The 25,513-nt window shown below is 72.3% G+C and carries 26 protein-coding genes and 1 tRNA gene; 12 read left to right on the forward strand and 15 right to left on the reverse strand.

Annotated elements, in window-relative coordinates:
- Positions 1–33: 33 nt before the first annotated feature.
- The 10 genes from IT780_RS24170 to IT780_RS24215 form a co-directional block, all read right to left on the reverse strand.
- On the reverse strand, positions 34–1,119 hold the full coding sequence (locus IT780_RS24170; RefSeq protein WP_199513933.1) for an ABC transporter permease: 1,086 nt from the start codon (positions 1,117–1,119) through the stop codon (positions 34–36).
- A complete protein-coding gene (locus IT780_RS24175; RefSeq protein WP_199513934.1) occupies positions 1,116–2,753 on the reverse strand; it encodes a sugar ABC transporter ATP-binding protein in 1,638 nt (545 codons plus the stop codon). Before IT780_RS24175 ends, IT780_RS24170 begins: the two co-directional genes overlap by 4 nt.
- On the reverse strand, positions 2,750–3,928 hold the full coding sequence (locus tag IT780_RS24180) for an ROK family transcriptional regulator (RefSeq protein ID WP_199513935.1): 1,179 nt from the start codon (positions 3,926–3,928) through the stop codon (positions 2,750–2,752). Before IT780_RS24180 ends, IT780_RS24175 begins: the two co-directional genes overlap by 4 nt.
- A gap of 412 nt (positions 3,929–4,340) precedes the next feature.
- Positions 4,341–5,474, reverse strand: coding sequence for a YihY/virulence factor BrkB family protein (locus tag IT780_RS24185; protein WP_199513936.1), 1,134 nt, complete (start codon positions 5,472–5,474; stop codon positions 4,341–4,343).
- 264 nt (positions 5,475–5,738) lie between these two features.
- Positions 5,739–6,548: an ABC transporter permease gene (locus IT780_RS24190; protein WP_199513937.1), complete on the reverse strand. Its 810-nt coding sequence runs from the start codon at positions 6,546–6,548 to the stop codon at positions 5,739–5,741.
- A 69-nt stretch (positions 6,549–6,617) separates the two neighbouring features.
- The gene (locus IT780_RS24195; protein ID WP_199513938.1) at positions 6,618–7,370 is read right to left on the reverse strand and encodes an ABC transporter permease; all 753 of its coding nucleotides are present in this window, start codon (positions 7,368–7,370) and stop codon (positions 6,618–6,620) included.
- Between the two features lies 1 nt (position 7,371).
- Positions 7,372–8,292 (reverse strand): ABC transporter ATP-binding protein, encoded by a 921-nt coding sequence (locus IT780_RS24200; protein ID WP_199513939.1) that lies wholly within the window; start codon positions 8,290–8,292, stop codon positions 7,372–7,374.
- A 33-nt stretch (positions 8,293–8,325) separates the two neighbouring features.
- The gene (locus tag IT780_RS24205; protein ID WP_199513940.1) at positions 8,326–8,856 is read right to left on the reverse strand and encodes a hypothetical protein; all 531 of its coding nucleotides are present in this window, start codon (positions 8,854–8,856) and stop codon (positions 8,326–8,328) included.
- Positions 8,853–10,703, reverse strand: coding sequence for a DNA primase (gene dnaG / locus IT780_RS24210; RefSeq protein WP_199513941.1), 1,851 nt, complete (start codon positions 10,701–10,703; stop codon positions 8,853–8,855). The genes IT780_RS24205 and dnaG overlap by 4 nt, the downstream gene beginning before the upstream one ends.
- A gap of 61 nt (positions 10,704–10,764) precedes the next feature.
- The gene (locus IT780_RS24215; RefSeq protein WP_199513942.1) at positions 10,765–11,982 is read right to left on the reverse strand and encodes a deoxyguanosinetriphosphate triphosphohydrolase; all 1,218 of its coding nucleotides are present in this window, start codon (positions 11,980–11,982) and stop codon (positions 10,765–10,767) included.
- A 45-nt stretch (positions 11,983–12,027) separates the two neighbouring features.
- Here IT780_RS24215 and IT780_RS24220 point away from each other — a divergent pair, with 45 nt between their 5' ends.
- The gene (locus IT780_RS24220; protein ID WP_307831343.1) at positions 12,028–13,617 is read left to right on the forward strand and encodes a methyl-accepting chemotaxis protein; all 1,590 of its coding nucleotides are present in this window, start codon (positions 12,028–12,030) and stop codon (positions 13,615–13,617) included.
- On the opposite strand, the gene IT780_RS24225 is transcribed toward IT780_RS24220, so the two are convergent.
- Positions 13,611–13,964, reverse strand: a complete 354-nt coding sequence (locus tag IT780_RS24225; RefSeq protein ID WP_199513943.1) for a VOC family protein — start codon at positions 13,962–13,964, stop codon at positions 13,611–13,613. The genes IT780_RS24220 and IT780_RS24225 overlap by 7 nt on opposite strands.
- 145 nt (positions 13,965–14,109) lie before the next feature.
- Here IT780_RS24225 and IT780_RS24230 point away from each other — a divergent pair, with 145 nt between their 5' ends.
- The 5 genes from IT780_RS24230 (at position 14,110) to IT780_RS24250 (ending at position 17,102) form a co-directional block, all read left to right on the forward strand.
- Positions 14,110–14,634 (forward strand): hypothetical protein, encoded by a 525-nt coding sequence (locus IT780_RS24230; RefSeq protein WP_199513944.1) that lies wholly within the window; start codon positions 14,110–14,112, stop codon positions 14,632–14,634.
- Positions 14,635–14,767: 133 nt separating this feature from the next.
- Positions 14,768–15,148: a roadblock/LC7 domain-containing protein gene (locus IT780_RS24235; RefSeq protein WP_199513945.1), complete on the forward strand. Its 381-nt coding sequence runs from the start codon at positions 14,768–14,770 to the stop codon at positions 15,146–15,148.
- Between the two features lie 14 nt (positions 15,149–15,162).
- The gene (locus IT780_RS24240) at positions 15,163–16,164 is read left to right on the forward strand and encodes a DUF4388 domain-containing protein (RefSeq protein ID WP_199513946.1); all 1,002 of its coding nucleotides are present in this window, start codon (positions 15,163–15,165) and stop codon (positions 16,162–16,164) included.
- 47 nt (positions 16,165–16,211) lie between these two features.
- On the forward strand, positions 16,212–16,688 hold the full coding sequence (locus IT780_RS24245) for a roadblock/LC7 domain-containing protein (protein WP_199513947.1): 477 nt from the start codon (positions 16,212–16,214) through the stop codon (positions 16,686–16,688).
- Positions 16,689–16,730: 42 nt separating this feature from the next.
- The gene (locus IT780_RS24250) at positions 16,731–17,102 is read left to right on the forward strand and encodes a hypothetical protein (RefSeq protein ID WP_199513948.1); all 372 of its coding nucleotides are present in this window, start codon (positions 16,731–16,733) and stop codon (positions 17,100–17,102) included.
- Between the two features lie 55 nt (positions 17,103–17,157).
- Here IT780_RS24250 and dusB read toward each other — a convergent pair whose 3' ends face one another.
- On the reverse strand, positions 17,158–18,312 hold the full coding sequence (gene dusB / locus IT780_RS24255) for a tRNA dihydrouridine synthase DusB (RefSeq protein WP_199513949.1): 1,155 nt from the start codon (positions 18,310–18,312) through the stop codon (positions 17,158–17,160).
- A 29-nt stretch (positions 18,313–18,341) separates the two neighbouring features.
- On the opposite strand from dusB, the gene IT780_RS24260 reads away from it, so the two are divergent.
- The 3 genes from IT780_RS24260 (at position 18,342) to IT780_RS24270 (ending at position 21,173) form a co-directional block, all read left to right on the forward strand.
- The gene (locus IT780_RS24260) at positions 18,342–18,824 is read left to right on the forward strand and encodes an XdhC family protein (protein ID WP_199513950.1); all 483 of its coding nucleotides are present in this window, start codon (positions 18,342–18,344) and stop codon (positions 18,822–18,824) included.
- Between the two features lie 43 nt (positions 18,825–18,867).
- A tRNA-Pro gene (locus tag IT780_RS24265) sits at positions 18,868–18,939 on the forward strand.
- Between the two features lie 2 nt (positions 18,940–18,941).
- Positions 18,942–21,173: an amino acid adenylation domain-containing protein gene (locus tag IT780_RS24270; protein WP_199513951.1), complete on the forward strand. Its 2,232-nt coding sequence runs from the start codon at positions 18,942–18,944 to the stop codon at positions 21,171–21,173.
- Here the strand turns inward: IT780_RS24270 and IT780_RS24275 are convergent.
- The 3 genes from IT780_RS24275 to IT780_RS24285 all read right to left on the reverse strand — a co-directional run bounded on the left by IT780_RS24275 (position 21,143) and on the right by IT780_RS24285 (position 23,467).
- Positions 21,143–22,522, reverse strand: a complete 1,380-nt coding sequence (locus tag IT780_RS24275; protein WP_199513952.1) for a glycine--tRNA ligase — start codon at positions 22,520–22,522, stop codon at positions 21,143–21,145. The two genes, IT780_RS24270 and IT780_RS24275, sit on opposite strands and share 31 nt — an antisense overlap.
- Positions 22,523–22,583: 61 nt before the next feature.
- The gene (locus IT780_RS24280) at positions 22,584–23,108 is read right to left on the reverse strand and encodes an Rv0361 family membrane protein (RefSeq protein WP_199513953.1); all 525 of its coding nucleotides are present in this window, start codon (positions 23,106–23,108) and stop codon (positions 22,584–22,586) included.
- A gap of 17 nt (positions 23,109–23,125) precedes the next feature.
- Positions 23,126–23,467 (reverse strand): antibiotic biosynthesis monooxygenase family protein, encoded by a 342-nt coding sequence (locus IT780_RS24285; RefSeq protein ID WP_199513954.1) that lies wholly within the window; start codon positions 23,465–23,467, stop codon positions 23,126–23,128.
- Positions 23,468–23,499: 32 nt separating this feature from the next.
- Here IT780_RS24285 and IT780_RS24290 point away from each other — a divergent pair, with 32 nt between their 5' ends.
- Genes IT780_RS24290 through IT780_RS24300 form a run of 3 tightly spaced genes read left to right on the forward strand, consistent with a single transcriptional unit; the run spans position 23,500 to position 25,513 of the window.
- The gene (locus IT780_RS24290; protein ID WP_199513955.1) at positions 23,500–23,760 is read left to right on the forward strand and encodes a DUF6703 family protein; all 261 of its coding nucleotides are present in this window, start codon (positions 23,500–23,502) and stop codon (positions 23,758–23,760) included.
- 47 nt (positions 23,761–23,807) lie between these two features.
- Positions 23,808–24,737 (forward strand): metal ABC transporter substrate-binding protein, encoded by a 930-nt coding sequence (locus IT780_RS24295; RefSeq protein WP_199513956.1) that lies wholly within the window; start codon positions 23,808–23,810, stop codon positions 24,735–24,737.
- Positions 24,734–25,513 carry a metal ABC transporter ATP-binding protein gene (locus IT780_RS24300; protein WP_199513957.1) on the forward strand — a complete coding sequence of 260 codons (780 nt, stop codon included), beginning with the start codon at positions 24,734–24,736 and terminating at the stop codon, positions 25,511–25,513. The genes IT780_RS24295 and IT780_RS24300 overlap by 4 nt, the downstream gene beginning before the upstream one ends.

The following is a 25,513-nucleotide window of genomic DNA, read 5'->3' on the forward strand; positions in this document are numbered from 1 at the left end:
CGGGCGGTCGCCGGGTGAGGTGTGGGGGCTGGGTCAGGCGGTCTTGCGGCCGAATAGTTGCGTCAACGACCGGTAGCGGAACTGCTGGACGAGCACGGCGGCGACGATGATGCCGCCCTTGACCATGTTCTGAACCTCGGTGGAGAGGTTGTTGATCGCGAAGAGGTTGGTGATGGTGGAGAAGACCAGCACCCCGAAGAGGGCGCCGATGATGGTGCCGCGGCCGCCGCTGAGCAGCGTGCCACCGATGATCGCCGCGGCGATCGCGTCGAGTTCGTAGAGGTTCGCCATCGCGGCCTGGGCGCTGGTGGCCTGCGAGGTCAGCATGATCGCGGCGATGCCGCAGCACAGGCCGGACAGCGCGTACAGCAGCACGGTGTGCACCCGCACGTTGATGCCGGCCAGCCGGGCCGCCTCGACGTTGCCGCCGACGGCGACCGTGCGCCGCCCGAACGTGGTCCGGTTCAGCAGCACCCAGCCGGCCGCGACGACCAGCGCCAGGATGATGACCAGCATCGGGATGCCGAGGATCTTCGTGCTGGCGATGTCGTTGATGGTCGTGTTGCTCGAGACCTGGGTCTGCTTGCCGGAGATCTGCGCGGCCAGGCCGCGCGCGGCGACCATCATCGCCAGGGTCGCGATGAAGGGCACGAGCCTTCCGTACGAGACGAGCAGGCCGTTGATGAGCCCGACGACGACCCCCACGACGATCGCGGTGAAGATCATCCCGGCCGCGCCGTAGCTCTGGGTGGCGAGCGTGGTGGACCAGACGCCGGCCACCGCGACGATGGCGCCGACGGAGAGGTCGATGCCGCCCCCGATGATCACGAAGGTCATGCCGACGGTCACGACGCCGATCGCGGACGCCTGCTGCAGGATCGTCCAGACGTTGTCGGTCACCCAGCTCGCGTTGCCGTACAGCTCGGGACGGGTGACGATGCCGATGATCACCAGGACGACGAGGACGCCGACCAGGCCGAGGTTGCGGCGTACGGGCTCCGCGCCGTCGCTCTTCCACCAGCTCTGCCGGGGCTGCTCTTTCGTGGTGTCGGTCGGCAGCGTGGGGTCGACCGGCGGCGACTGCGCCGGCACGCCAGGCTTGGTGCTCTGATCGGTCACGCCGGCTCTCCCTCCATGAGAGACCCCGCCATGACGAGGTCCAGGACTGTTGCTTCGTCGATCTCGGCTGCGGGTGCTTCGTGGATCAGGTGTCCCTCGCGCATGACCAGCACCCGGTCGGCCAGGCCGAGCACCTCGGGCACCTCGCTGGAGACCAGCAGCACCCCCACGCCGCCGGCCGCGAGATCGTGGATCACCTGGTACAGCTCGGCCCGGGCGCCCACGTCCACGCCGCGGGTCGGCTCGTCGAGCAGCAGCAGCTTCGTCTTGTCCAGCAGCCAGCGGCCGACCACGACCTTCTGCTGGTTGCCGCCGGACAGGGTGCGTACCGGGCGGTTCACGTCGCGGGGGCGCAGCTCGAGCTGGTCGGCCGTACGCAACGCCGCTTCCTTCTCCTTGCCGGCGTCGGTGAAGCCGCCGCGGGCGTACCCGGAGAAGGACGACAGCGTCATGTTGCGGTAGATCGGCTCGTCCAGCAGCAGCGCCTGGCTCTTGCGCTCCTCGGGGGCCATCCCCATGCCCTGGCGTACGGCGTCGCCGATGGACCGGATCCGCTTGCCGGCCATGATGACCGTGCCGGCGTCCGCCGGGCGCGCGCCGAAGATGGTCTCCAGCAGCTCCGACCGGCCCGAACCGACCAGCCCGGCGATGCCGACGATCTCGCCGGCCCGCACGCTCAGGGAGGCGTCCACGAACTCGCCGTCGCGGGTCAGGCCCTCCACCTCCAGCAGCGGCTCGCCGCTCGTGGCCCGGCCGGTGCGCTGCGGGAAGACGTACTCGATGGTGCGGCCCGTCATGCGGCTGACCAGCTCGCGGGTGGGGGTGCTGCGGGCCGGCAGGTTCGCCGCGGTCGTCCGGCCGTCCTTGAGGACGGTGACCCGGTCGCCGATGTCGCGGATCTCCTCGAGGCGGTGCGAGATGTAGATGACGGCGATGCCGTGCGACGTCAGCTCCCGGATGATCCGGAACAGGTTCTCGACCTCGTCGTGGGCGAGCACGGCGCTGGGCTCGTCCATGACGATCAGCTTGGCGTCGTGCGACAGCGCCCGGGCCATGCTGACGATCTGCTTGCCCGCCGCCGGCAGCGAACGCACCAGGCGGCGCGGCGGGATGTGCGCGTGCCCGAGCCGGCCCAGGATCTCCCGGGTACGCGCGGCGGTCGAGCCCCGGCGCAGGAACCCGCCCCGGCTCTCCTCGTGGCCCAGGAACGCGTTCTCGGCCACCGACAGGTCGTCGACGAGGTCGAGCTCCTGGTAGATCGTGGCGATGCCGGCGCGCATCGCGGCCTGCGGCGTGGCCGGCGCGAACGGCTCGCCCAGCCAGGTGATGCTGCCCTCGTCGGCGTGGTGCACCCCGGCCAGGACCTTGATCAGCGTGGACTTGCCGGCGCCGTTCTGGCCGAGCAGGCAGTGCACCTCGCCGGCGCGTACCTCCAGCTCGACGCCGTCCAGCGCCCGTACGCCCGGGAAGGTCTTGACGACGCCTTCCAGCTTGAGCACGACCTCGCCGGCGGCGGGCTCGTCCCCGGCCGGCTTGAGCACGGCCTCGCCCTTGCGCACGGCTTCGCCGGCGGGCGCGGTGGCGGCCGGCTCGTTCCCGGCCGGCTGCTGCGGGGTGCCGTCCGGGGCCGTCATGATGCCTGCTCGAAGGCCGTGTCGCTGGCGAGGACGGCCGCACCGGTGACGCCCGCCCGGGCGCCGAGCTCGCTGAGCACCACCGGCAGGTTGCCGGTCGCCAGCGGCAGCGAGCGCCGGTAGACGACACTGCGGATCTCGGCCAGCAGGATGTGGCCCAGCTGCGCGAGCCCGCCCCCGATGACGATCATCGACGGGTTCGCGAAGCTGACCAGCGTCGCCAGCGTCGACCCGACCCGGCGGCCGCCGTCGCGGATGAGCCGGATGCAGGTCACGTCGCCCTCGGCCGCGCCGTCCGCGACGTCCCGCGCGCCCAGCTCGCCGTTCGCGGTGAGGCGTTCGGCCAGCGCGGGCGACTCTCCGCTGCGGGCCGCGGCGAGCGCGTCGCGGGACAGCGCCGCCCCGCTGAACAGCGCCTCCAGGCACCCGGCGTTGCCGCACGAGCACATCGGACCGTGCGCGTCGACCTGGATGTGCCCGATGTCGCCGGCACACCCGTCCACGCCCCGGTACACGTCGCCGGCGAGGTGGATGCCGCAGCCGATACCCGTACCGATCTTGACGAAGAGGAAGTCGTCGACCGAGTGGGCGACACCGCCGTGCCGCTCCCCGATCGCCATGATGTTGACGTCGTTGTCCACAACGGCCGGGCAACCGTGCTCGCGGGCCAGCAGCTCCCGCACCGGATAGCGGTCCCAGCCCGGCATGATCGGCGGCGACACCGGGACACCGTCGCGGAAGCTGACCGGCCCGGGCACGCCGATCCCGACGGCATCGAGCTTCTCGTACGCGCCGTCGGTCCTCGCCTTGGCCAGCAGCTCGTTGACCCGGTGCAGGATCGCCTTCGGCCCGCTGCGGATGTCGGCGATCTCCCGGTACGCGGCGACGGGCTCCAACCGGCCGTTCGTCACCTCGATGTCGATGGAGCTGGCCCCGAGATCGACCGCCGCGAAGCGCAGCCGTGGATGCAGCTCCACCAGCGTGGACCGGCGACCGCCGCGCGACGCGGCCATCCCCGCCTCGGCGATGTAGCCGGCGGCCACGAGACGCTCGACCTCGGCGAGCAGCCGCGGGCGCGTCAGATCGAGCCGGTCACCCAGCTCGGCGCGGGAGATCGGACCCTCGTCCCGCAACAGGCGGAGAAGGCGCAGATGAGGGGGGTCGACGACATGCACGGGCAACCTCCGGGCCGTTCACACCGCCGAAACGGTACGGTGTCACGCCCGTCACACTAGGGCCCTTCCGGCGCGCTAGTCCATACCTTCTCGTTGATCACCGCAAACTTTTGTCATCTGATTCAAAAGTACATGCATGGTGCCGTCAGCTGCGGAGGGTGCAGCACGGCGGTTGCGGCCCGCCATGCGATGCGGCCCGGGGGGGCGCGGCGGCGGTCGCTCTGGGGTTGAGGCCGGCTGCGGCCACGGCTACGGCTGCGGCTGCGGGAGCGGGAGCGGGAGCGGGAGCGGGAGCGGCACCGGGTTCGCTGCGGCCGGGCGGAACCGGTCGGCGGTCGGCCTGCTCCCCCGGTGGAAACGGCGACGGCCGCGCTTCCCGGGGGGAGGCGCGGCCGTCGGTGAGGTTCGTCCGTCAATTCGTGCTGAGACCCTTTTCGCTGCCCTTCTTGAGCTTGCGGTCGTCGCGCAGCTGCAGGAACGGCTCGTCGTCCGGGGAGTGGCCGGCCGCGATGGCCCGCCCGCGCTCCAGCTCCGCGTCCAGCTCCGCGCCGAGCATGATCGCGATGTTCGAGATCCACAGCCAGACCAGGAAGGCGATGACACCACCGAGCGTGCCGTACGTCTTGTTGTAGTTGGCGAAGTTCGCCAGGTAGATCGCGAACGCGGCGGAGGCGGCGACCCACACGAGCACCGCGAAGATGCCACCCGGGCTGACCCAGCGGAAGCCACCGGTCTTCGCGTTCGGCGACGCCCAGTACAGGATCGCGAACATCAGGCTGACCAGGATGATCAGGACCGGCCACTTGGCGATGCTCCACGCGGTGACGAAGCCCCCGCCGAGACCGATCTGCTTGCCGACCGCCTCGGCCAGGCCGCCGGTGAAGACGACGATGACCGCGGACATGATGAGCATGATGCCGATGACCGCGGTGACGCCCAGGCGGATCGGGATGGTCTTCCAGACCGGCCGGCCCTCGGGCACGTCGTAGATGGCGTTCGAGGCCCGCATGAAGGCGCCGATGTAGCCGGAAGCCGACCAGAACGCGGCCACGATACCGATGATCGCGGCGACGCCGGCCTTGCCCGGGTCCTGCACCTGGGTGAGGACCTGGTTGACCAGGTTCTGGATCTGCTCGCTGGGCGCCACCTGCTGCACCGTCTCCTGCACGGTCTGCTGCCCGTTGTCGCTGAGCATGCCCAGCACCGACACGAGCACCAGCACACCCGGGAAGATCGACAGCACCCCGTAGTAGGTGAGCGCGGCCGCCCAGTCGGTGACGTTGTCCTGGGAGAACTGCTTGAACGTCCGCTTCAGGGCGCCGAGGATCCCCTTGCCCTTCAGCTGGGCCGGGTTGTCGGGCCCGGCGTCGGGGCCGGGCGCGGACAAGTCGTTGTCCTGGTCCTCACCCGTTCGCGACGTGGCAGCCGCATCCAGGTCCATCCCCTTGCGGTCGGCGTCCCGCTCCCCGGCGGCACGCGCAGCGGCGGCGTCCTTGTCGTGGCCGCCCTCGTGCGAGGTGTCACCGGCCTTGCCCAAAAGCTTCATCGCCACATACCTCCAGGGCGCTACGCATGGTCTCGTCGGACGCACCCGCATCGGCTCCGCCACACCGAGCCCCCTGCGATCCGCGACCTGGAAAGGTGATGCCCGCCATCCTGGGGCTTTAACCACTTTCTGCCCAGGCTGCGTTCAGCACTTGTCCAGCTCAGATGGTCTTGAACAGGGCGAGAAGGGGGTGGGAGCGGTCCCGGCCGCGCGGGGATGGGTGCCGGCAGAGGGATGCGGCGCCGGGGCCGAGAAAGGGTGCGGTCACTTGCAGAGGAGCTTCTCCATGCGCCTCCCCGCGATCGTCAGCCCGATGCCGAACACCGCCAGCAGATAGACCACGTCCACCGCCTGCACCCAGCCCACTCCCCCGATGCTGATCGCCCGGATCAGGTCGACCGAGCGGTACAGCGGGGTGGCTTCCACGAGCCAGCGGAGGATCGAGGGGTACGCCTGGGCCGGGACGAAGGTGCCCGAGAAGAGGAACAGGGCGAACTGGGCCGAGGCGATCAGGTCGAAGTCCTGCCAGCTGCGCATGTACGTGGACAACGCCATGCCCGCGCCGCCGAAGGCGAAGCCGACGAGGACCGCCGCCGCGAAGGCTGCCAGGGCCCGGGACGGGGTGGTGAGGTCCATGAGCACCATCACGACGAGGAACGCGGCCGCGTACAGGTTGCCGCGGATCATGGCCCAGGCGAGCTCGCCCAGGGCTATCTCGATGGGCCGTACGGGGGTGGCGAGCATCCCGTCGTACAGCTTCATGAACTTCATCTTGCCGAAGAAGTTGAAGGTGGTCTCCGACAGAGCGCCGGTCATGGCGGACGAGGCGAGCATCGCGGGGGCCACGAACGCGGCGTACCCGATGATCCGGCCGTCGGGCAGCGTCAGGTCGCCGACCAGCGCGCCCACGCCCACACCGATGGAGAAGAGGTAGAGGACCGGCTCGAGAAAACCCGAGATCAGCACCAGCCAGTACGCGGTGCGCAGCGACGCCGCGTTGCGCTCGACGACGGAGGCCGAGCGGCGGCCGGCACCCTCGAAGGACACCAGCCGCGGCAGAACGAGAGTCACCACGGCGACCTCCAGGTGCGAACGGGTGCCACGGGGACGGACGAATGGGAAGCCGGCGGATGCGGTGTCATGTCAGACCACCAGCCGCTTCCGGAACCGGCGCAGCGCCAGCAGCCAGCCCACTCCCGCCCACAGCGCGAGGTACACCACGTGGCCCGCCGCCGACCAGGACGGTGCCGCGCCGAGGGTGGCCGCGCGGCTCAGGTCGACGCCGTGCCAGAGCGGGAGGGCGTACGCGATCCAGCGGAAGACCGCCGGCAGCGACTCGACCGGGAAGAAGACGCCCGAGAAGAGAGACATCGGGATGACGCCCAGGCGGAACAGGATGGCCAGGTAGCTGTCGCTGCGGACGGCGGCCGCGTACGCGAAGGTCGGGGTGGCGACCGACAGGCCGACCAGCGCCGCGATCGGGAGGGTCGCCAGGGCCCACGCCGAGTGCATCGTGCCGAAGGCCGTGGCGATCAGCAGGAACGCCGCGCAGCTGGTCAGGGTGCGGAAGACGACGAACAGCAGGTGCCCGTCGAGGATGTCCGCCACGCGCAGCGGCGCGGCCGCCTGGCCGAAGTAGATCTTCTGCCACTCGAAGCCGCCGAAGACCGGCCAGCTGGAGTCGCCGATGGCCACCTGCATGGCGGTCGAGGCGATGAGGCCGGGGACCATCCAGTCCAGGTACGGCACGCCCTGGACGCCGCCGGTCACGTACGCCCCGACGCCCACACCGAAGCCGAGCATCGTCAGCAGCGGCAGCACGAACGACGACAGGACGCTGGAGCGCCAGATGCGGCGGTAGCTGACCAGGTGGTATTCGAGCACGGACCAGGTCATGTCAGTCCACCAGCGTCCGGCCGGTGAGGTGCAGGAACACGTCCTCGAGGCTGCTGCGGCGCACCAGCACGCTCGCCGGGCTCAGCGCGCGGCGCTGCACCTCGGCCACCGCGTCGTCGCCGTCGGCCACGTAGAGCAGGATGCGGTCGGGAAGGACCTCCAGGCGCTCGCCCACGCCGGCCAGCTTGTCCGCGAAGACGTCCTGGGACTCGACGTTGAAGCGCAGCTCGACCACCTCGCGGGTCGAATACTCGTCGATGAGCGCGCGCGGCGACCCCTCCGCCACGATCTTGCCGCCGTCCATCACCACGAGCCGGTCGCAGAGCTGCTCCGCCTCGTCCATGTAGTGCGTGGTCAGCACCAGCGTCACGCCCTGCTGCTTGAGCCGGAACAGCCGCTCCCAGACCAGGTGCCGGGCCTGCGGGTCGAGCCCCGTGGTGGGCTCGTCCAGCAGCACGATCTCAGGCTCGTTGACCAGCGCGCGGGCGATGGTCAGCCGGCGCTTCATGCCGCCGGACAGCGGCTCCACCTTGCTGTCGGCACGCTCGGTGAGCTGCACGAAATCCAGCAGCTCGTCGGCGCGCCGCCGGGCGACCTTGCGCGGGATGCCGAAGAAGCGGGCATACGTCGTCAGGTTCTCCCGGACGGTCAGCTCGAGGTCGAGGTTGTCGAGCTGCGGGCACACGCCGAGCCGCGCCCGGATCTTCGGCCCGTCGCGCAGCGGATCCATGTCCAGGATGCGCAGCACGCCACCCGTCGGCGGCGAGACGCAGCCGATCATCCGCATGGTGGAGCTCTTGCCCGCCCCGTTGGGGCCGAGGAAGCCGAACGCCTCGCCGCGCTCCACGTCGACGTCGATCCCGTCGACCGCCGTGAAGCCCTCGAACCGCTTGACCAGCCCGCGAGCGTGAATGAGTGTCACCCCGCCGACCCTAGTGAGGGGGTACGACAAACCTCAGGCGGGCGGCGCCGTCGCCTCCCGGGCGGCCTCGACGAGCTGGTCGGTGACGTCCACGACCGGATCCGCGTCGACCGCCGTCCGGGCGTCGTAGCGGACCGACCAGGTCAGGCCGTCGACGCCGCTGATCCGGCGCCCGACCACCCGGACCCCGCCGTTGGGCGGCAGCGGATGGTGCGTCGTGTACGCGACCGAGCGGGTCACCCGGGTCCGCACCTGATCCGGCAGCTCCCCCGGCTCCAGCAGCAGGAACCCGATGATCGGGGCGTCCACCGTCACCGTGTACCCGGCTCGTTCCTGCGCCACCTCCGCCGGGGTGATCCGCAGCTCCCGGCCCGACCACTCGGCCTTGTGGATCTCGTGCCAGCCGAGGCGCCGGCCGCCGGGCTGCCAGAGGCCGCGGTTGGTGGCCACGAGCACCTGCTCCCCCGGCTCGCCCACGAAGGACCAGGCGAGCACGCGCTCGTCGGCCTCCAGCGGTGGGCGCAGCTCCGGCGGGAGCTTGGGACGGCGGCGGAACAGACTCACAGTGCACCTGCTGCCTGCTCGCGGAGCGCGCGAGCGTGCTGTTCGAGGGAGAAGAGCTCGCCGGCCAGCGCGAGGTACTCGTCCTTGTGGGCCACGGGATTGAGACGCTGCACCTTGGACTTCAGGTCCTTGATGCGGGTGGTCACCGACCCGACCTGCAGCCGGGCCAGGGTGATCTGGACGTACCTGAGGTCGGCCTCGCCGTCGACCAGCAGCGGCTCCACCGCCAGCTCGCCGATCAGCGCCTTGCCGCTCAGATCCTGGCAGGCGTCGCGAACCGCCTCGATCCACACCGCCCCGCCGGTCGCCGACGCCGTGCCGCCGGCCGCCGCGATCGCCTCCCGGACCGCGCGCAGCACCGGGTCGCCGTACGAATCGGCCTCGATGGCGTCGAACATCGGGCCGGCCAGGACCGGAAGCTGCAACGCCAGCTTCAGCGTCTCGCGCTCGACCTGGCGCTGCGGGCTCTCCGCGGCCCGCCGCTGCGACACCACCGGGGCGTCCGGCGTCATCGCGGCCGCCACGGCACGCTGCACCGGCTCCAGGTCCATGCCGAGGTCACCGGCGAGCTTACGGGCGTACTCGGGACGCTTCTCCCGGTCCTTGATCTTCGCGACCAGCGGCGCGGCCCTTCGCATCGCGTCGACCCGGCCCTCGACGGTGTCCAGGTCGAAGCGCGAAAGCGTCTGCCGCAGCGCGAAGTCCACCAGCGGCTCCCGGCCGGCAATCATGTCGCGTACGGCGAGATCGCCACGGGCCAGCCGCAGCTCGCACGGGTCCATGTTGTCCGGGCTGACGGCGATGAACGTGCGCCCGACGAACCGCTGGTCCTCCTCGAACGCCCGCAGCGCCGCCTTCTGCCCGGCCGCGTCCCCGTCGAACGTGTAGATGATCTCGCCGGTGAAGCTGTCGCTGTCCATCAGCAACCGGCGCAGCACCCCGATGTGGTCGACGCCGAACGCCGTGCCGCACGTCGCGACGGCCGTCGGCTCGCCCGCCTCGTGGCACGCCATGACATCGGTGTACCCCTCGACGATGACCGCGCGGCCGCGCTTGGCGATCTCCCGCTTGGCGAAGTCGATCCCGTACAGGACGTGGGACTTCTTGTAGAGCGGCGACTCCGGCGTGTTCAGATACTTCGGGCCGTCATCGTCCTCGAACAGCTTGCGCGCGCCGAACCCGATCACGTCGCCGCTCAGGTCGCGGATCGGCCACAGCAGGCGGCGGCGGAACCGGTCGATCAGCGACCCGGAACGCGCCGGCTTGGCCAGGCCGCCCGTGGTCAGCTCCTCGGCGGTGAACCCCTTCTGCCGCAGGTGCTTGGTGAGCAGATCCCAGCCCTCGGGCGCGAAGCCGCACCCGTACTTCTCGGCGGCGTCCCGCCCGAACCCCCGCTGCGCGAGGAACTCCCGGGCCTTGCGCGCACCGGCCTTCCCAAGCTGGTCACGGTAGAACTCGGCGGCCGCGGCATGCGCCGCGATCAGCCGCTGCCGCTGCCCGGTCTGCGGCCTGGGTGCACTACCGGGCCGATCATCCGCGTACGTCTCATAGCGAAGCTGGATGCCGGCCTTGCCCGCGAGGCGCTCGAGCGACTCGACGAAGCTCAGATGCTCGGCGTCCATCAGGAACTTGATCGCGTCCCCACCAGCACCGCACCCGTGGCAAAAGTAGACATTTCGGGCAGGGGAGACGGTGAAGGAGGGAGTCTTCTCGTCGTGGAAGGGGCAGAGGCCCTTGAGGTTGCCGCCGCCCGCCGAGCGCAGCGTCACGGTCTCGCTGATCACGTCCGCTATCGAGGTGCGGTCGCGGACCAGCGCGATGTCTTCGTCCTTGACCCTGCCCGCCACGGCTACATACTGCCTCGCCCTACCGGCGGCCTGCCACGAGGGTCCGCTGCCGGAACGAGCGTCACCCGCGTCCGCCCACGAGGGTGCGGTGCCAGGCGACCGCCGCCGGGTCGGTCAGCGAGGCGACCTGGTCGATCACCACGCGCAGGCGGGCCGGGTCGTCGGGCGCCTCCTTCCAGAGGGCCGCGAACATGGGGTCGAGGTGGTCGGGGGCCCGGTCGCAGAGCGTACCGACCAGGGTGGCGAGGATCTCGCGCTGCTGCTCGTACCAGTCTTCCGCGGCCCGGGCGCGCATCACGTAGCGCAACGCCATGCCCTTCAGGAGCGCACACTGGTTGCGGACCGTACGCGGGACGACGAGGTCGGCGGCGTAGCGGCGGACCGGTTCGCTGCCGTGCCGGCTGTTGGTGGCGCCGACGGCCGAGGAGACGAAGCGGCCGGTGAGCACGCTGGTCATCCGCTTGAGCGCAACCTGGGCCCGGTACGTGCCGTCGTGGTCGGCGGCGGCGGCCACGACCTCGTCGGCGAGCAGGAGGTCGAGGGCTTCGCCGAGGGCCTGCGGGGTCTCGTCGGAGTAGGTGGCGGCCACGTCGGCGCACAGCTCGGCGCGTTCGCCGGGGTCGTGGAGCAGGGGGCGCAGGGACAGGTAGCCGCCGTGGATGCCGTCCTCGACGTCGTGCACCGAGTACGCGACGTCGTCCGCCCAGTCCATGACCTGCGCCTCGAGGCAGCGGCGGCCGTCTTCGGGGGCTGCTGAGCGTACCCATCGGAAGGTTGGCAGGTCGTCGGGGTAGACGCCGAACTTGCGGGTGCCGGTGCGCCGCGGCCAGGGGTATTTGCAGGTGGCGTCGAGGGAGGCGCGGGTGAGGTTGAGGCCGGCGCCCTCGACCTTGGCCTCGAGGCGGGTGAGGACGCGCAGGGTCTGTGCGTTGCCCTCGAAGCCGCCGCAGGGCTGGGCGATCGCGTCGAGGGCGGTCTCTCCGTTGTGGCCGAAGGGTGGGTGCCCGATGTCGTGGGCGAGGCCGGCGACGTCGACGACGTCGGGGTCGCAGCCGAGGCGGGCGCCCATCTCGCGGGAGATCTGGGCGACCTCGAGGGAGTGGGTGAGGCGGGTACGCAGGAAGTCGTCGGAGCCGGCGGTGTGCACCTGGGTCTTGGCCGCGAGCCGGCGGAAGCCTGCAGAATGCAGCACGCGGGCGCGGTCGCGTTCGTACGGGGTCCGGCCGTAGCCGCTGTCCTTCGCCGGCTCCGGGATCCGGCGTTCCGCATCGCCCGTCATGAGATCAACCCTAAGCGGAACGCGCCGGGGGCCGATGCGAATGACGTGGAGTCCGAATCGCACGGCCGGTCCCGGGTGAGCATCGCCGCCCGGCTCATGATCATGGCGGGTATCGCGGTGGCGGCGGTGGCGCTGGTGGGCGCCGCGGCGGCCTGGGGTTCGTCGAACCAGTCGACGGCCACCGCGGAGATGGCCCGGATCAGTGACGGCATGAGTCACCAGTGGAACGCCGACATGATGCATGACGGGTTGCGCGCCGACGTGATGTCCGCGATGTACGCGACGACGGCGCAGCAGCGGGCGGACTTCGGCGTCGAGGAGGTGAGCGAGCATGCCGGGTCGCTGGTCAGCAACTTCGACGCGGCCGCGGAACGGGCACCGGCCGCGCTGACCGCCCGCTACGCCCAGGTACGCGCGGATGTCGTCGCGTACGGTGACGCGGCGAAGTCGATGGTGGCGCTCGCCGTGTCCGACCGGGCCGGGGCGGTGGCCCAGCTCCCGGCCTTCCTGGAGCGTTTCGCCGCACTGGAGGAGACGCTGGGCGCGATCGACGACGCCATGCTGCAGGCGGTCAAGGACGCGAACGGCGAGGGCTCCGATGCGGGCCGGGCCAGCGATTGGCTCATCCTCGCGGCCGGTCTCGCGGGGGTGCTGCTGACCGCGGGGGCGGCGCTGCTGACCGTACGGGCGGTGCGGCGCCCGCTCGCGCAGATGCTGGCGGCGCTGCGGGCAGCCGCGCGCCGGGACCTGACCGTCGAGGTGAAGGTCGTGAACCGCGACGAGCTCGGCGAGATGGCGCTGGCGCTGAACGAGGCGCTGACCGCCATCCGGACGACGATCGCCGCGACGGCCGCCGGCGCGGGCACCCTGATGACCGCCAGCGACGACCTGCGCGAGCTGGCCGGCCGGCTGGACACGTCGGCGGAGCGTACGTCCGGGCAGGCGCGTACGGCGGACGTGGCGGCGCGGCAGGTCTCGGACTCGGTGACCGACATGAGCACGGCGACCGAGCAGCTGTCCGCGTCGATCCGGGAGATCGCCCGGCAGACCGCGGACGCCGCGGTGACGGCGAATCGCGCGAGCACGGAGGCGAGCGAGACGTCGGTGCTCGTCGGGACGCTGAGCGAGGCGAGCCGGGAGATCGGCGACATCGTGCGGCTGATCACCGGGATCGCGGAGCAGACGAACCTGCTGGCGCTCAACGCGACCATCGAGGCGGCCCGGGCGGGAGAGATGGGCAAGGGCTTCGCCGTGGTGGCCACCGAGGTCAAGGATCTGGCGCAGGAGACCGCGCAGGCGACCGCACAGATCACCAGCCGGATCTCGGCGATCCAGGACATGACCGCGCGGACGGCCACGGCCATCGACGGCATCACCGGGGTGATCACGCACATCGACGACGGGCAGCGCACGATCGCCGCGGCGGTGGAGGAACAGTCGGCGACGACCGAGATGATGGCCGGCAATGTCAGTGCGGTGTCGGCGGCGGCCACCGAGATCAGCGGTACGGTCGGCGAGATCACCGCGTCGACCGGCGCGACGGCGGAGGACGCGAACACGACCCGGCAATCGGCGGAGCGGGTGAGCGCCGCCGCCACCGAGATCCGGGGGCTGATCGGTCAGTTCACCTACTGACGGCGGGACGCCAGCACGCAGAACTCGTTGCCCTCCGGGTCGGCGAGGACCACCCAGCCGACGTCGTGCTGGCCGATGTCGACCGGCCGGGCGCCCATGTCGACGAGGCGCTCGACCTCCGACTCCTGGTCGTCCGGGCGCAGGTCGATGTGCAGGCGGTTCTTGGTGGTCTTGGCGTCCGGCACGGGGGTGAAGAGCAGCCCGGGCAGCTCGTCCGGGGAGCGCCGGATCTCGACCTCGCCGGGCGCCTCGTGCACGATCCGGTAACCGAGCGCCTCGGCCCACCAGCGGGCGAGCCGTGCCGGGTCCTCGGCGTCGACGACGATCTGCTCCCACCGGCTGGGCATACGGCAAACCTCCACGAGACGCCATCGAAAGTGACGATCATGTTACGCGCAGACGGCGTCCCCACCACCGGGGAACGACGCACCCGTCGTGCGACATCCTCCCGCCCCGGCGCGCCGACACTGGCCGCGAGGAGGAGACCGATCGATGAATGCGCTGCACCGCCGTCTCACCGCGCTGGCCGAGGCCGGCTGCACCGGCGCCCTGCATGTGGGGGGCACGCCGGGCGGGGTCGTCTATCTCGTCGCCGGGCGCATCTCGTACGCCGAGTCGCCGGGCTGCCCGGGCATCGGGGCGCGGCTGGTGGGCTGCGGCCGGCTGTCCGCGCGGCAGTGGCGGGAGGCGTACGCGGCCGGGCACGGCGAGGGGCGGGTCGGCCGGCTGCTGCTGCGCGACGGGCACCTCGGCCACCACGAGCTGGCGTGCCGGGTGGTGGCCACGATCACTGCCGTGACGCAGGTGCTGCTCGCGGCGGGCGACGCGCCGCTGCGGTTCGTACCGGGCGAGCGGCACTGGTTCGGCTCGTTCCCCCACTGTGAGCTGGGCGCACTCGGTCCCGAGGCGGCCAAGCGGTTGTTGTCCCGGCCCGCGCCGCGCCGGGCGTCGCGCGCGCGTCCGCACGCCGCCCGGCGAGCATCGACGCACATGACGCACAGCGGGTGCGACTCGTGAGCGCGGCTCACCCGCAGGATGGCCCCTTGTGACGGCGGGAACCTCCAGACCCCGCCCGAGCGGAACCGGATCCACCCGAACCGCCGGCAGCCCGCGAAGCCGCCGGCGGGAGCATCACCCGGCGAGGAGAGATGTGCCCGGGGTCGAACACTGTCTGCAGGAGGCCATGGCGATCCCCGGCGCGGTCGGGGCCAGCATCGTCGACTACACCACCGGTTTCCCGGTCGCCACGACCGGGGCCGCACCCAACGAGGACCACGAGGCCGCGGCCGCCGGCACGGCCGACGTCGTACAGGCGGCGCAGAGCCGGTCGCTGTTCGTCTCGGCCGTGCCGCACGACCTCCTCGAGGACCTGATCATCACGACCGCGGGGGGCTACCACCTGCTGCGGCTCGTCCGGACCGATTTCGACAGCCGGCTGGTGCTCTACGTGTGGCTGGACCGGGTCCGCGGCAACCTCGCCGTGGCCCGCCGCCGCATGGAACGCCTCGCCGACGAGCTGATCTCGACCTGACCCTAGGAGCCACCGTGAAGTCCCCGACGTCCGCGGCGCCCGGCAGCCTGCTCACGCAGGCGGCGGGCGAAGGGCGAACCGGTGCCCTGGTCGTCGGCGGCCCGCCGGGCGGCACGCTCTACCTGGTCGACGGCCGGGTGACGTACGCCGAGTCGGCCGCGGCGCCGGGCGTCGGTGAGCTGCTGACCGCCTCCGGCCGGCTGGCGCCGCGTACGTGGCAGGCGGCGCTGGACACCGCCACCTCGCAGGCCCGGGTGGGTCGGGTGCTGCTCGAGCAGGGCCACATCACCCAGGGAGAACTGGAGTTGTGTGTGCTGGGTGCCACGTACGACGCCGCGTACTTCGCGCTCGCCCCGGCGGCGGCGCCGGTGAACTTCCTCGACGGGGCGGCGCACTGGCTGGGCGACGTCGTCCGCGTCGACGCGGCCGCGGTGGTCCGCGAGTCCCGGCGGCGGGCCCGGCTGCTCGACGACATCTTCCCCAACGTGCGGATCGACACGGCGGCGGTGACCCCGGTGCCCCGGCCGCCCCGGGAGCGGATCACCGTCACCGCGGCGCAGTGGGAGCTGCTGGTGCACGCCGACGGCCAGCGCACCCCGGCCGACCTGGCGCTGCTGCTGGGCCGCGCCGGGTACGCCACGGTGCAGGAGCTGCGCCGGCTGGCGGCGCTCGGCCTGATCGAGTCGCCCGGCGAGCGGGTGGCCGGCACGGAACCCGCCTTCGCCCGCGTGCCCCGGGCGCGCGCCTCGGCCCCCCAGAGCACCGTCGCCTCCCCGGCGACGGTGCCGGACGGGCCGACCGTACCCATCGTCACCCGGGCCCGGCCCGGTCTCGCCTCGGGCGACCCGCCGCGCGAGGCCGAACCGGGCCCGGCCCACCGGCCGCCGCGGCTCGCCCGGCGCAAACCCGGCGCCAAGCTGCCCAAGGAGCTCATCTCCCAGCCGGCGCCGCCGCACCCGGGCACCGACGAAGTCCTGCTGAAACGCATCCGCACCGCGCTGCGGGCCCTGCGGTGACGCGGGCGCCCCCGCTGACGGCCGACTTGAGGAAGGAGACACCGAGGATGACGGTGGATCCGGCGGTACTGACGGAACTCGGCAACCTCCGCCACCGGCTGCCCGAACTCACCGGAAGCGTCCTCGCCACCACCGACGGCATGGTCGTCGCGCACGACGCCCACGGCATCGAGCCCGACAGCATCGCCGCCCTCGCCGCCGCCCACCTCGCCCTCGCCCGGCGCTTCGCGCACGCCGTCAACCACGGCGGCCTTCGCGAATCGGTGGTGGAGTGCGACGGCGGATACATCACCTCGTACACCGCGGGGCCCAGCGCCCTGCTGACCCTCGTGACGACCGGGAACGCCAACCTGGCGATGGTGCACCTCGAGGCGCGGCGGGCCGTACGCCGGCTCGTGCAGGTCCTGGTCCTCGACGCCGCCCCGGCCCCGCGGCCGGAGATTCCCGTGCAGGCCGGCCCGGCGATCCCGCTCGCGCGGCGCACGCCGATGGCCACCCTGCCCAGCTCCATCCGAGGCCGCTGAGGTCTCACCCAACACCCCACTGCACAGACGGAGGAAATCCCCATGCCCGACATGGACACCGCACTCAAAGAGATCATGGACATCGACGGCGCGGTCGGCGTCGCGCTGGTCGACCACACCAGCGGGATGGCCCTCGGCACCGCCGGCGGCGGCAAGGACCTCGACCTGACGGTCGCCGCGGCCGGCAACACCGACGTGGTCCGGGCCAAGCTGCGGGCGATGGAGATGCTCAACCTCAGCGAGAAGATCGAGGACATCCTCATCACCCTGGACACCCAGTACCACATGATCAGGCCGCTCACGAGCCGCTCCGGCAAGGGCCTGTTCCTGTACGTCGCCCTGCGCCGCGACCGCGCCAACCTGGCGATGGCCCGGCACCAGCTCAAGCGCATCGAGAACGACCTCGACGTCTGAGCCGCCGTACGATGCGGGGCGGGGAGGGCACCTGGCGCCCTCCCCGCCTCGCGCGTCATCCGCCGCTGTTCTCCATCTCGGCGCCCTCCGGGACGGTGTCGTCGTCGCGGCTGTCGAGCCAGCCGTACGGCAGCGACACCTTGCCCGGGGCGTTGATGCGCCCGCGCGGCTGGCCGAGCGACTCGCGGGGGAACGGCAGGTCCGCGTCGAGCTTGCCGAGCAGGTCGTCGAGCTCGGCGAGCGAGGAGACCATCGCGAGGGCGCGGCGCAGGTCGCCGCCGACCGGGAAGCCCTTGAGGTACCAGGCGACGTGCTTGCGGAAGTCCGCGCAGCCGTGCTTCTCGTCCTCGAGCGCCTCGACCAGCAGGTGGGCGTGCCGGGACATGATGGCTGCCACCTCGCCGAGGGTGGGCAGCTCCTGCGACTCGACGCCGTTGAACGCCGCCTGCAGGTCCTTGAACAGCCAGGGCCGGCCGAGGCAGCCGCGGCCCACGACCACGCCGTCGACGCCGGTGTGCGCGACCATGCGCAGCGCGTCCGAGGCCTCCCAGATGTCGCCGTTGCCGAGCACCGGGACGTCGAGGGCCTGCTTCAGCGTCGCGATCGCGTCCCAGTCGGCCGTTCCCGAGTAGCGCTGCTCGGCCGTACGCGCGTGCAGCGCCACCGCCGCGACGCCCGCCTCCTGGGCGATCAGCCCGGCCTCGACGTACGTCAGGTGGTCGTCGTCGATGCCCTTGCGCATCTTGACGGTGAGCGGGATGCCGGCCGGCGCCGCGGCCTCGACCGCCTGCTTGACGATGCGGCCGAAAAGCTTGCGCCGCCACGGCAGGGCGCTGCCGCCGCCGCGGCGGGTGACCTTGGGGACCGGGCAGCCGAAGTTGAGGTCGACGTGGTCGGCGAGGTTCTCCTCGGCGACCATGCGGACGGCGGCGGCGGTCACGTCCGGGTCGACGCCGTACAGCTGGAGGCTGCGGAAGCCCTCGTCCGGGGCGAACTGGATCATCTTGAGCGTCTTGGGGATGCGCTCGACGAGGGCCCGGGTGGTGATCATCTCGCAGACGTACACGCCGCCGCCCTGCTCGCGGCAGAGCTTGCGGAAGGCCACGTTGGTGATGCCGGCCATCGGCGCGAGCACGACCGGCGGCCACACCTGGTGGCTGCCCAGCGTCAGGGGCTTGGCGGAGAGCGCGAGGGTCACGCCGTCGAGCATTACACACCGGTCTCTGGCACAGTCGGGCTGTGCAGACCGAGCAGAGCCCCCGCCACCTGGTCGCCGTCTTCGAGTCCCCGGTCGCCGAGGCGCTGCTGCGACTGGGCCTGGACGTCGGTTTCCGGTGCACGCTGGTGGAGCCGGACCCGGCCCGGCTGCAGGGCTCGCCGCGGCCGCACGGCGACACGTTCGTGGGTGACCTGTCCGCCGCGGGGGTGACGGAGCACACGGACATCGTGCTGACCGACCATCACCGGCCGGAGATCGGCCCGGTCCTCCAGGAGGCCCTGGCGAGCGGCGCCCGCTGGATCGGCATCGTCGGCAACCCCCACAAGGAGGGCCCGCACCTCGCCGCGCTCAAGGAGCTGGGCGTACCGGACGAGGAGATCGCCCGGGTGCACCGGCCCGTCGGCCTGAACATCGGCAGCCGGACCCCGGCGGAGATCGCGGTGGCGACGCTCGCGGGCCTGATCGCCGACCGCAACGACCGGCCGGGCGGCTTCGAATTCTGATCGGCAGAACGCGCGGGGTCCCGTAGTCTCCGGCACGGGACTGCAGCGTGTAGCTCAGCAGCAGAGCACCGGGCTCGGGACCCGGAGGGCGCGGGGGCGGAACCCGCCACGCTGGCGATGGACATGCAGAAGAGCGGCTACCCGTACGCGCAGCTGGCCGCGGCTTTCGTCACCGCGGCGATCCACGAGGACGCCGCCACCCGCGAGCGCGCCGACGGGCGGGTGCGGCGCTGGGTGCAGGTGCTGCGGGCGGTGGCGTCCGGAGCCGTGCGCCCGGGGTCCCGCACGCCGGTCGCCGGGCTGCCGGCCTGGGTGACCCCCGAGGTCGTCAGGGGCGGCTTCGCCACGGGTACGCCCGCAGCGGCCGGACCGTTGCGCCCCCACGAGATCCGTCCGGGGATCGCCACCGACCGGGCCGCCCTGTTCGCGTACCACCTGACCGAGGCCGGGCAGGCCGAGCTGGGCGCACTGCTCGACAGCGGCGGCTACCGGCTCGAGCTGCCGGAACAGGCGGCGCTGCTGACGGTGGCGTGGCTGCTGCGCACCGGTGACCGGGCGGCGGCCCTCGCCCTGGTCGACGAGATCGGTCCGTACGCCGGGCGCCTGTGCTTCACCCCGGTGCCGGACCCGGCGGGCGGGCACGACCCGGAGCTCGTCTGGCGCGCCGACGCCGGGCAGGTCAGCGCCGCGCTGGCCGGCCGCCGGGAGAACCCCCGGGTGGCGGCGATGCGCGAGGCGCTGACCGTGTGGAACCCGCTCGCCGACGAGTTCCTGACGCTGTGGCTGGACACCCGCGATGCCGGCGGGACCGTGGCCGCGGTGTTCCCGCCCGGCTGGCGGGACCGGGCCCGGGGCCTGCTGGGGCGCTACGGGCAGCTCGCGGCCGCCCACACCCACTGCGGCAAGCACCGTCGTCCCAAGGAGAACCTGGCCGTCCTGCGAGCCGCCACCGAACAGGCCGTGGCGGACGGGGAGCTGACCCCGCGGGCGCTCGGGCTGCTGCGTCACGTCGCCGGCTCGATGCTGGCCCGGCGGGGCGTGCCGGGTTCGCCGGAGCACGCGGCGCTGCGGGAGCGGCAGGCGCGGGAGGCGCGCGTACCCGCCCACCACGTGCTGGCGCGGGTGGTGGTCAGCCGGCTCGCGGCGCTCGACCCCGGCCGGGGCGTACCGGACGTGGACGCGCTCTGCGTGCCGGTGCGCGGGGCGGAGGCCGAGACCCACGCGGTAGCGGCCGGCACGCCGATCCCCCCGTCGATCCGCGGCGTGGTCCGCCGGGCACGGGCGGGGCGGATCCCCGAGCTGATCGAGGCCGGCGTGGTCCCGTCCGCCGAGGTGCTCGCCCAGCTGGTGCCGCAGATCGCCGCCGAGACCAGTGCGGCCGCGTACCGGGATCCGGCGTTGCGGGCGTTGATGGCGGCGACGTACCGCGCGTTCCGCAACCGCCGGTCCTTGTTGCTGCTGAACCTGGAGAGCCAGGTGCGGCTCAGCGAGCTGCCGTGGGTGGCGGCCGTGGGCCCGTACCGGGAGGCCGGCGACGACACCCGTCGCGACGCCCACGCCACCCTGCGCCGCCTGGGTGAGCTGGCGATCGACGGCTTCCCCGGTACGCTGCTGCCCAACCCGCTGATCCGCGAGCTCGCCGCGCTGAGCCGGGAGGCCGATGCGGGCCTGCCGTGGGTGGAGGAGCTGGCGGCGGACATCTTCATGGGCACCTTCTCGCCCAAGTTCCTGCGCGCCGCCCGGCTGGCCGGTGAGCTGCTCGAGGGCAGCCTGTACGCCCGCTACTACGACATCGACTACGCCGCGGTCGCCGCGCCGGACGCCGACTTCGAGCGGCTGTGCCGTTCGCGGACGGGGGCCTGGCGGCACACGTTCACCGTCGCGGCGGGTGGCATGCTCATCGAGCAGGGCCAGATCCTCACCACGCACAACCTGGCCACGCTCGTGCGCGCGGGTGTCGCCCCCGCCGGCGACTGGGCGACGCTCGCCCGCCGGGCTTTCGAGGCCGGGTGCCGGCTCACCGCCCGGCTGCCCGGCAACCCGCGCCCGCTGCCGACGATCAAGGACATCGCGTACGCGTGGCGCAACGTGATCTTCTATCTGGCCGTGCCCGGGGCGGCCGGCCCCGGACCGGTCCTGGACGACTTCGAGGCGACCCTCGCCGCCGCCCGGCCCGCCGTGCGCGACCGGCTCACCCCGGCGGTCACCGGCCTGCGCCACATCGCCGACGGCGGCCGCTTCGCCGCCGACGGAACGACAGCGGCGGGCGGCCGCCGCCTCGAAGGCTGGACGACCACCCGCCACTGGTTACAAGAGCTTCAACAACCGGGCAGGCGCTTGATGAGGTAGTCCTCGATCGCGTCGAGGCCGACCCGCTCCTGCTTCATCGTGTCGCGGTCCCGGACCGTCACCGCGTCGTCGGTGAGCGTGTCGAAGTCCACGGTCACGCAGAACGGGGTGCCGATCTCGTCCTGGCGGCGGTAGCGGCGGCCGATGGCCTGCGAGTCGTCGAACTCGACCATCCAGCGTTTGCGCAGCGTGTCGGCGAGGCCGCGGGCCTTCGGGGACAGCTCCGGGTTGCGCGAGAGCGGCAGCACCGCGACCTTGATCGGCGCCAGGCGGGGGTCGAAGCGCATGACCGTCCGCTTGTCGACGCCGCCCTTGGTGTTGGGGGCCTCGTCCTCGTCGTACGCCTCCAGCAGGAACGCCAGCACCGCGCGGGTCAGACCGGCCGCCGGTTCGATCACGTACGGCACCCAGCGCTCCTGCTTCTCCTGGTCGAAGAAGGACAGGTCGACGCCGGAGTGCTTGGAGTGCGTGCTCAGGTCGAAGTCGGTGCGGTTGGCGATGCCCTCGAGCTCGGCGAACTCGGTGCCGCCGAAGCGGAACCTGTACTCGATGTCGACCGTGCGCTTCGAGTAGTGCGAGAGCTTCTCCTTGGGGTGCTCGAAGAAGCGCAGGTTCTGCTCGGCGAGGCCGAGGTCGCGGTACCAGTTCCAGCGCTGCTCGAGCCAGTACTCGTGCCAGGTCTCGTCGGTGCCGGGCTCGACGAAGAACTCCATCTCCATCTGCTCGAACTCGCGCGTACGGAAGATGAAGTTGCCCGGGGTGATCTCGTTCCGGAACGACTTGCCGACCTGCGCGATGCCGAACGGCGGCTTCTTGCGCGCCGCGGTCGCCACGTTGTTGTAGTTCACGAAGATGCCCTGGGCGGTCTCCGGGCGCAGGTAGTGCAGGCCGTCCGCGCTCTCGGTGGGGCCGAGGTACGTCTTCATGAGCCCGTTGAACATCTTGGGCTCGGTGAACGTGCCCTTGTTGCCGCAGTTGGGGCAGTTGAGCTCGCTCAGCGAGGCGGGGGCCGAGCCGTGCTTGGCCTCCCACGCCTCCTCGAGGTGGTCGGCACGGAAACGCTTGTGGCACGACTGGCACTCGGTCAGCGGGTCGACGAACGCGTCGAGGTGGCCGGAGGCCGCCCACACGTCGCGGGACAGGATGACGGCGGAGTCGAGGCCGACGATGTCGTCGCGCTGCTGCACCATGGTGCGCCACCACTGCCGGCGGACGTTCTCCTTCAGCTCCACGCCGAGCGGGCCGTAGTCCCACGCCGAACGGGTGCCTCCGTAGATCTCGCTGGAGGGGAAGACGAGGCCGCGGCGCTTGGCCAGGCTGACGACGGCGTCGATACGGTCGACGGGCATGTTCCTCCTACGCCGGCTGGTTGTCGGCGGGGACTCAGGGGATGCGGACAAAATCAGGAGATTACTCCTCGACGCGGCACACCTCGAAACCGCCCGTCCGGCGGTTCTGCGCGAGGTACGCCCGCAGCTCGGCGGTCGAGCCGTCGGCATACGTGACGTCGACCGGCGCCGACATCTGCACGAGCTCGACGTCGCCCACGTCATAGCTCCTGATCGGCTCCTCGGCGGAGACCCGGCTGGTGAACTCCGCCTCGGTCTCGTCGTCCTTGGTCTGCTGGCACAGCATGTCGTACGCCTCGCCGTAGCGCTTGTCGCGCACCGCGTCGAGGTAGTCGCCGACGACCACGTCGGCCTGTTCGTTGAGGGCCCGGGTGGCGACCGTGGTGAGCCCGATGAACGCGGCCAGCCCGCCGCCGAGGACGAGCACGAGCACCACGGCGCCCAGGCCGAGCCCGAGCCCGACGCGGCGGCCGCGGCCCTCCACCGGCGGGGCCGGGAACGGCGGGACCACGCCCGGCCCGGACGGCGGCTCCGGCACGGGAGACGGTCCCTGCTGCTGCGGCGGGGGCGCACCCAGGGTGGTCATGCGATCAAGCGTACGGCTCAGCGCCAGGGCTCGGCGGCCCGGTCGCTGGCCCGGGCCTCGACCTGCGCGCCGGGCGCGGCGCTCGCGAGCGTCTCGAACGCCGACGGCTCGTCGAGGGACTCCGACAGCAGCGGGGTGGCGTGGACCTTCACGTCGAACCCGCCGAGCGCCCGGCGGTAGGCTCCGACGGACTCCCATTCGGTGACCAGGGTCCAGTAGGCGGGGTCGTCCAGCGCGCGGGTCAGGCGCCCGGAGCGGTATCCGGCGCTCGCGGCGAGGGCGGTCAGGGCGGCGTGCGCCCGTTCGACGAACGAGTCCTGCGTGTCGGGCGGGACGACGAAGCGGTTCAGCACCAGCATGACCTGAGCCTACGTACCGCGAGGAGCCCGACGTGACCCCGTCCCCGCCCGAGAACCTCCTGCGCCGGCTGGCCGGTGTCAACCCGACGACGGCGTTCATCGCCGCGCTGGTGGTCTTTCTCGCGGGTCTGTTCCTGCCCGGCATCGTCGGCGCCGCGCTGCTGTTCCTGCTGGGCGTGGCGCTGGTGGCGCTGACCTTCACCACGTGGCCGGTGCAGACGCCGGCGCTGCGGACCGTACGGCTGATCCTGCTGGCCCTGCTGTTCGCGGCGGCGGTGGCCAAGGCGCTCTGACGTATGCGCTTTTGACAATCATTACCAACTCGGCGCATTGTTGTGCCATGCTCCCCCGCCGGGCTCTTGCCGCAACCGCCGCAGCCCTCCTGCTGGGCGCGGCCGCGGGGTGCGGGCAGCCGGCGAGCGGGTTCAGCGGCGGCCGCCTCGACGTGGTGACGGCCTTCTACCCGCTGCAGTTCCTCGCCGAGCGCATCGGCGGCGACGCTGTCCGGGTGGTCCAGCTGACCAAGCCCGGCGCGGAGCCGCACGACGTGGAGCTCAACCCCCGCCAGGTCGGCAAGGTCAGCACCGCGGGGCTCGTCGTCCACCTGAAGGGCTTCCAGCCGGCCGTGGACCAGGCGGTCGGCCTCGAGGCTCGGGACCGGGCGTTCGACGCCGGCGCCACGGTCGAGCTGCTGCCGGCCGAGGAGCACGAGCACGAGCCGGGCGAGGAGGAGCACGCCGAGGCCGGCGAGGGCGCCGACCCGCACGTGTGGCTCGACCCGGTCCGCTACGCCACCATCGCCGGCGCGCTGGCCGAGCGGCTCGGGCAGGCCGACCCCGCGCACGCGGCCGCGTACGCGAGCCGGGCCGGGACGCTGCGCACCGAGCTGGCCGCCCTCGACGGCGAGTACCGCAAGGCGCTCACCACCTGCGCGCGGCGCGAGATCGTCACCAGCCACGCCGCCTTCCACTACCTGGCCGACCGGTACGGGCTCACCGAGGTGGGCATCACCGGCATCTCCCCCGAGGCGGAACCGTCCCCGCGCCGCCTCGCCCACGTCGCCGAGGAGGCGAGAGCCACGGGCACCACCACGATCTTCTTCGAGACCCTGGTCAGTCCCAAGGTCGCCGAGACCATCGCGCGCGAGGTCGGCGCCCGTACGGCCGTCCTCGACCCGATCGAGGGCGTCACCGAGCCCGGCGCGGACTACTTCTCCGTCATGCGCGCCAACCTGACCGCCCTCACCACCGCCCTGGGGTGCACGTCATGAGCGTCGTCTCGGTACGCCACGCCGCCGTCGCGTACGGCGGCCGCACGGTCCTGCGCGACGTCACGCTGGACGTCGGCGCCGGCGAGGTCGTGGCCGTGCTCGGCGCCAACGGGTCCGGCAAGTCCACGTTGATCCGGACGATCCTGGGCCTGGTGCCGCTGGCGGGCGGCGAGATCGAGCTCTTCGGGACCCCGCAGCGCCGCTTCCGCCAGTGGGCGCGCGTCGGTTACGTGCCGCAGCGCATGGGCGCCGGCAGCGGGGTGCCCGCCACGGTCGGCGAGGTCGTGGCCTCGGGCCGGCTCGCCCGCCGGGGCATCTTCCGCTTTCCCGGCGCCGCCGACCGCGAGGCCGTCCGTGCCGCGCTGGACGACGTCGGGCTCCTGGACCGCATCCACGACCCGGTGACCACGCTCTCCGGCGGCCAGCAGCAGCGCACGCTCATCGCCCGCGCCCTGGCCGGCCGCCCCGACCTGCTGGTCCTCGACGAGCCGACGGCCGGGGTCGACGCCGGGAGCCAGGAGGCCTTCGCGAAGGCGCTCGCCGGCTTCGGCGAACGCGGTGGCACCGTGCTGCTGGTCGCGCATGAGCTGGGCCCGCTGGAGCCGCTGATCGACCGGGCCGTCGTGGTGCACGGCGGGCGGATCGCGTACGAGGGTGCCGTCCCCGAGCCCGCCGGGCATCACGCGGGGCCGGGCCACGACCACGTCCACCCGCACGCGGAGCCCGAGCAGGCGCGCATCTGCGTGGCCCCCACGGACAGAATGCCGGCCACCTGA

It is taken from the genome of Nucisporomicrobium flavum (genome assembly GCF_016464385.1).
Taxonomy (GTDB): domain Bacteria; phylum Actinomycetota; class Actinomycetes; order Mycobacteriales; family Micromonosporaceae; genus Actinoplanes; species Actinoplanes flavus_A.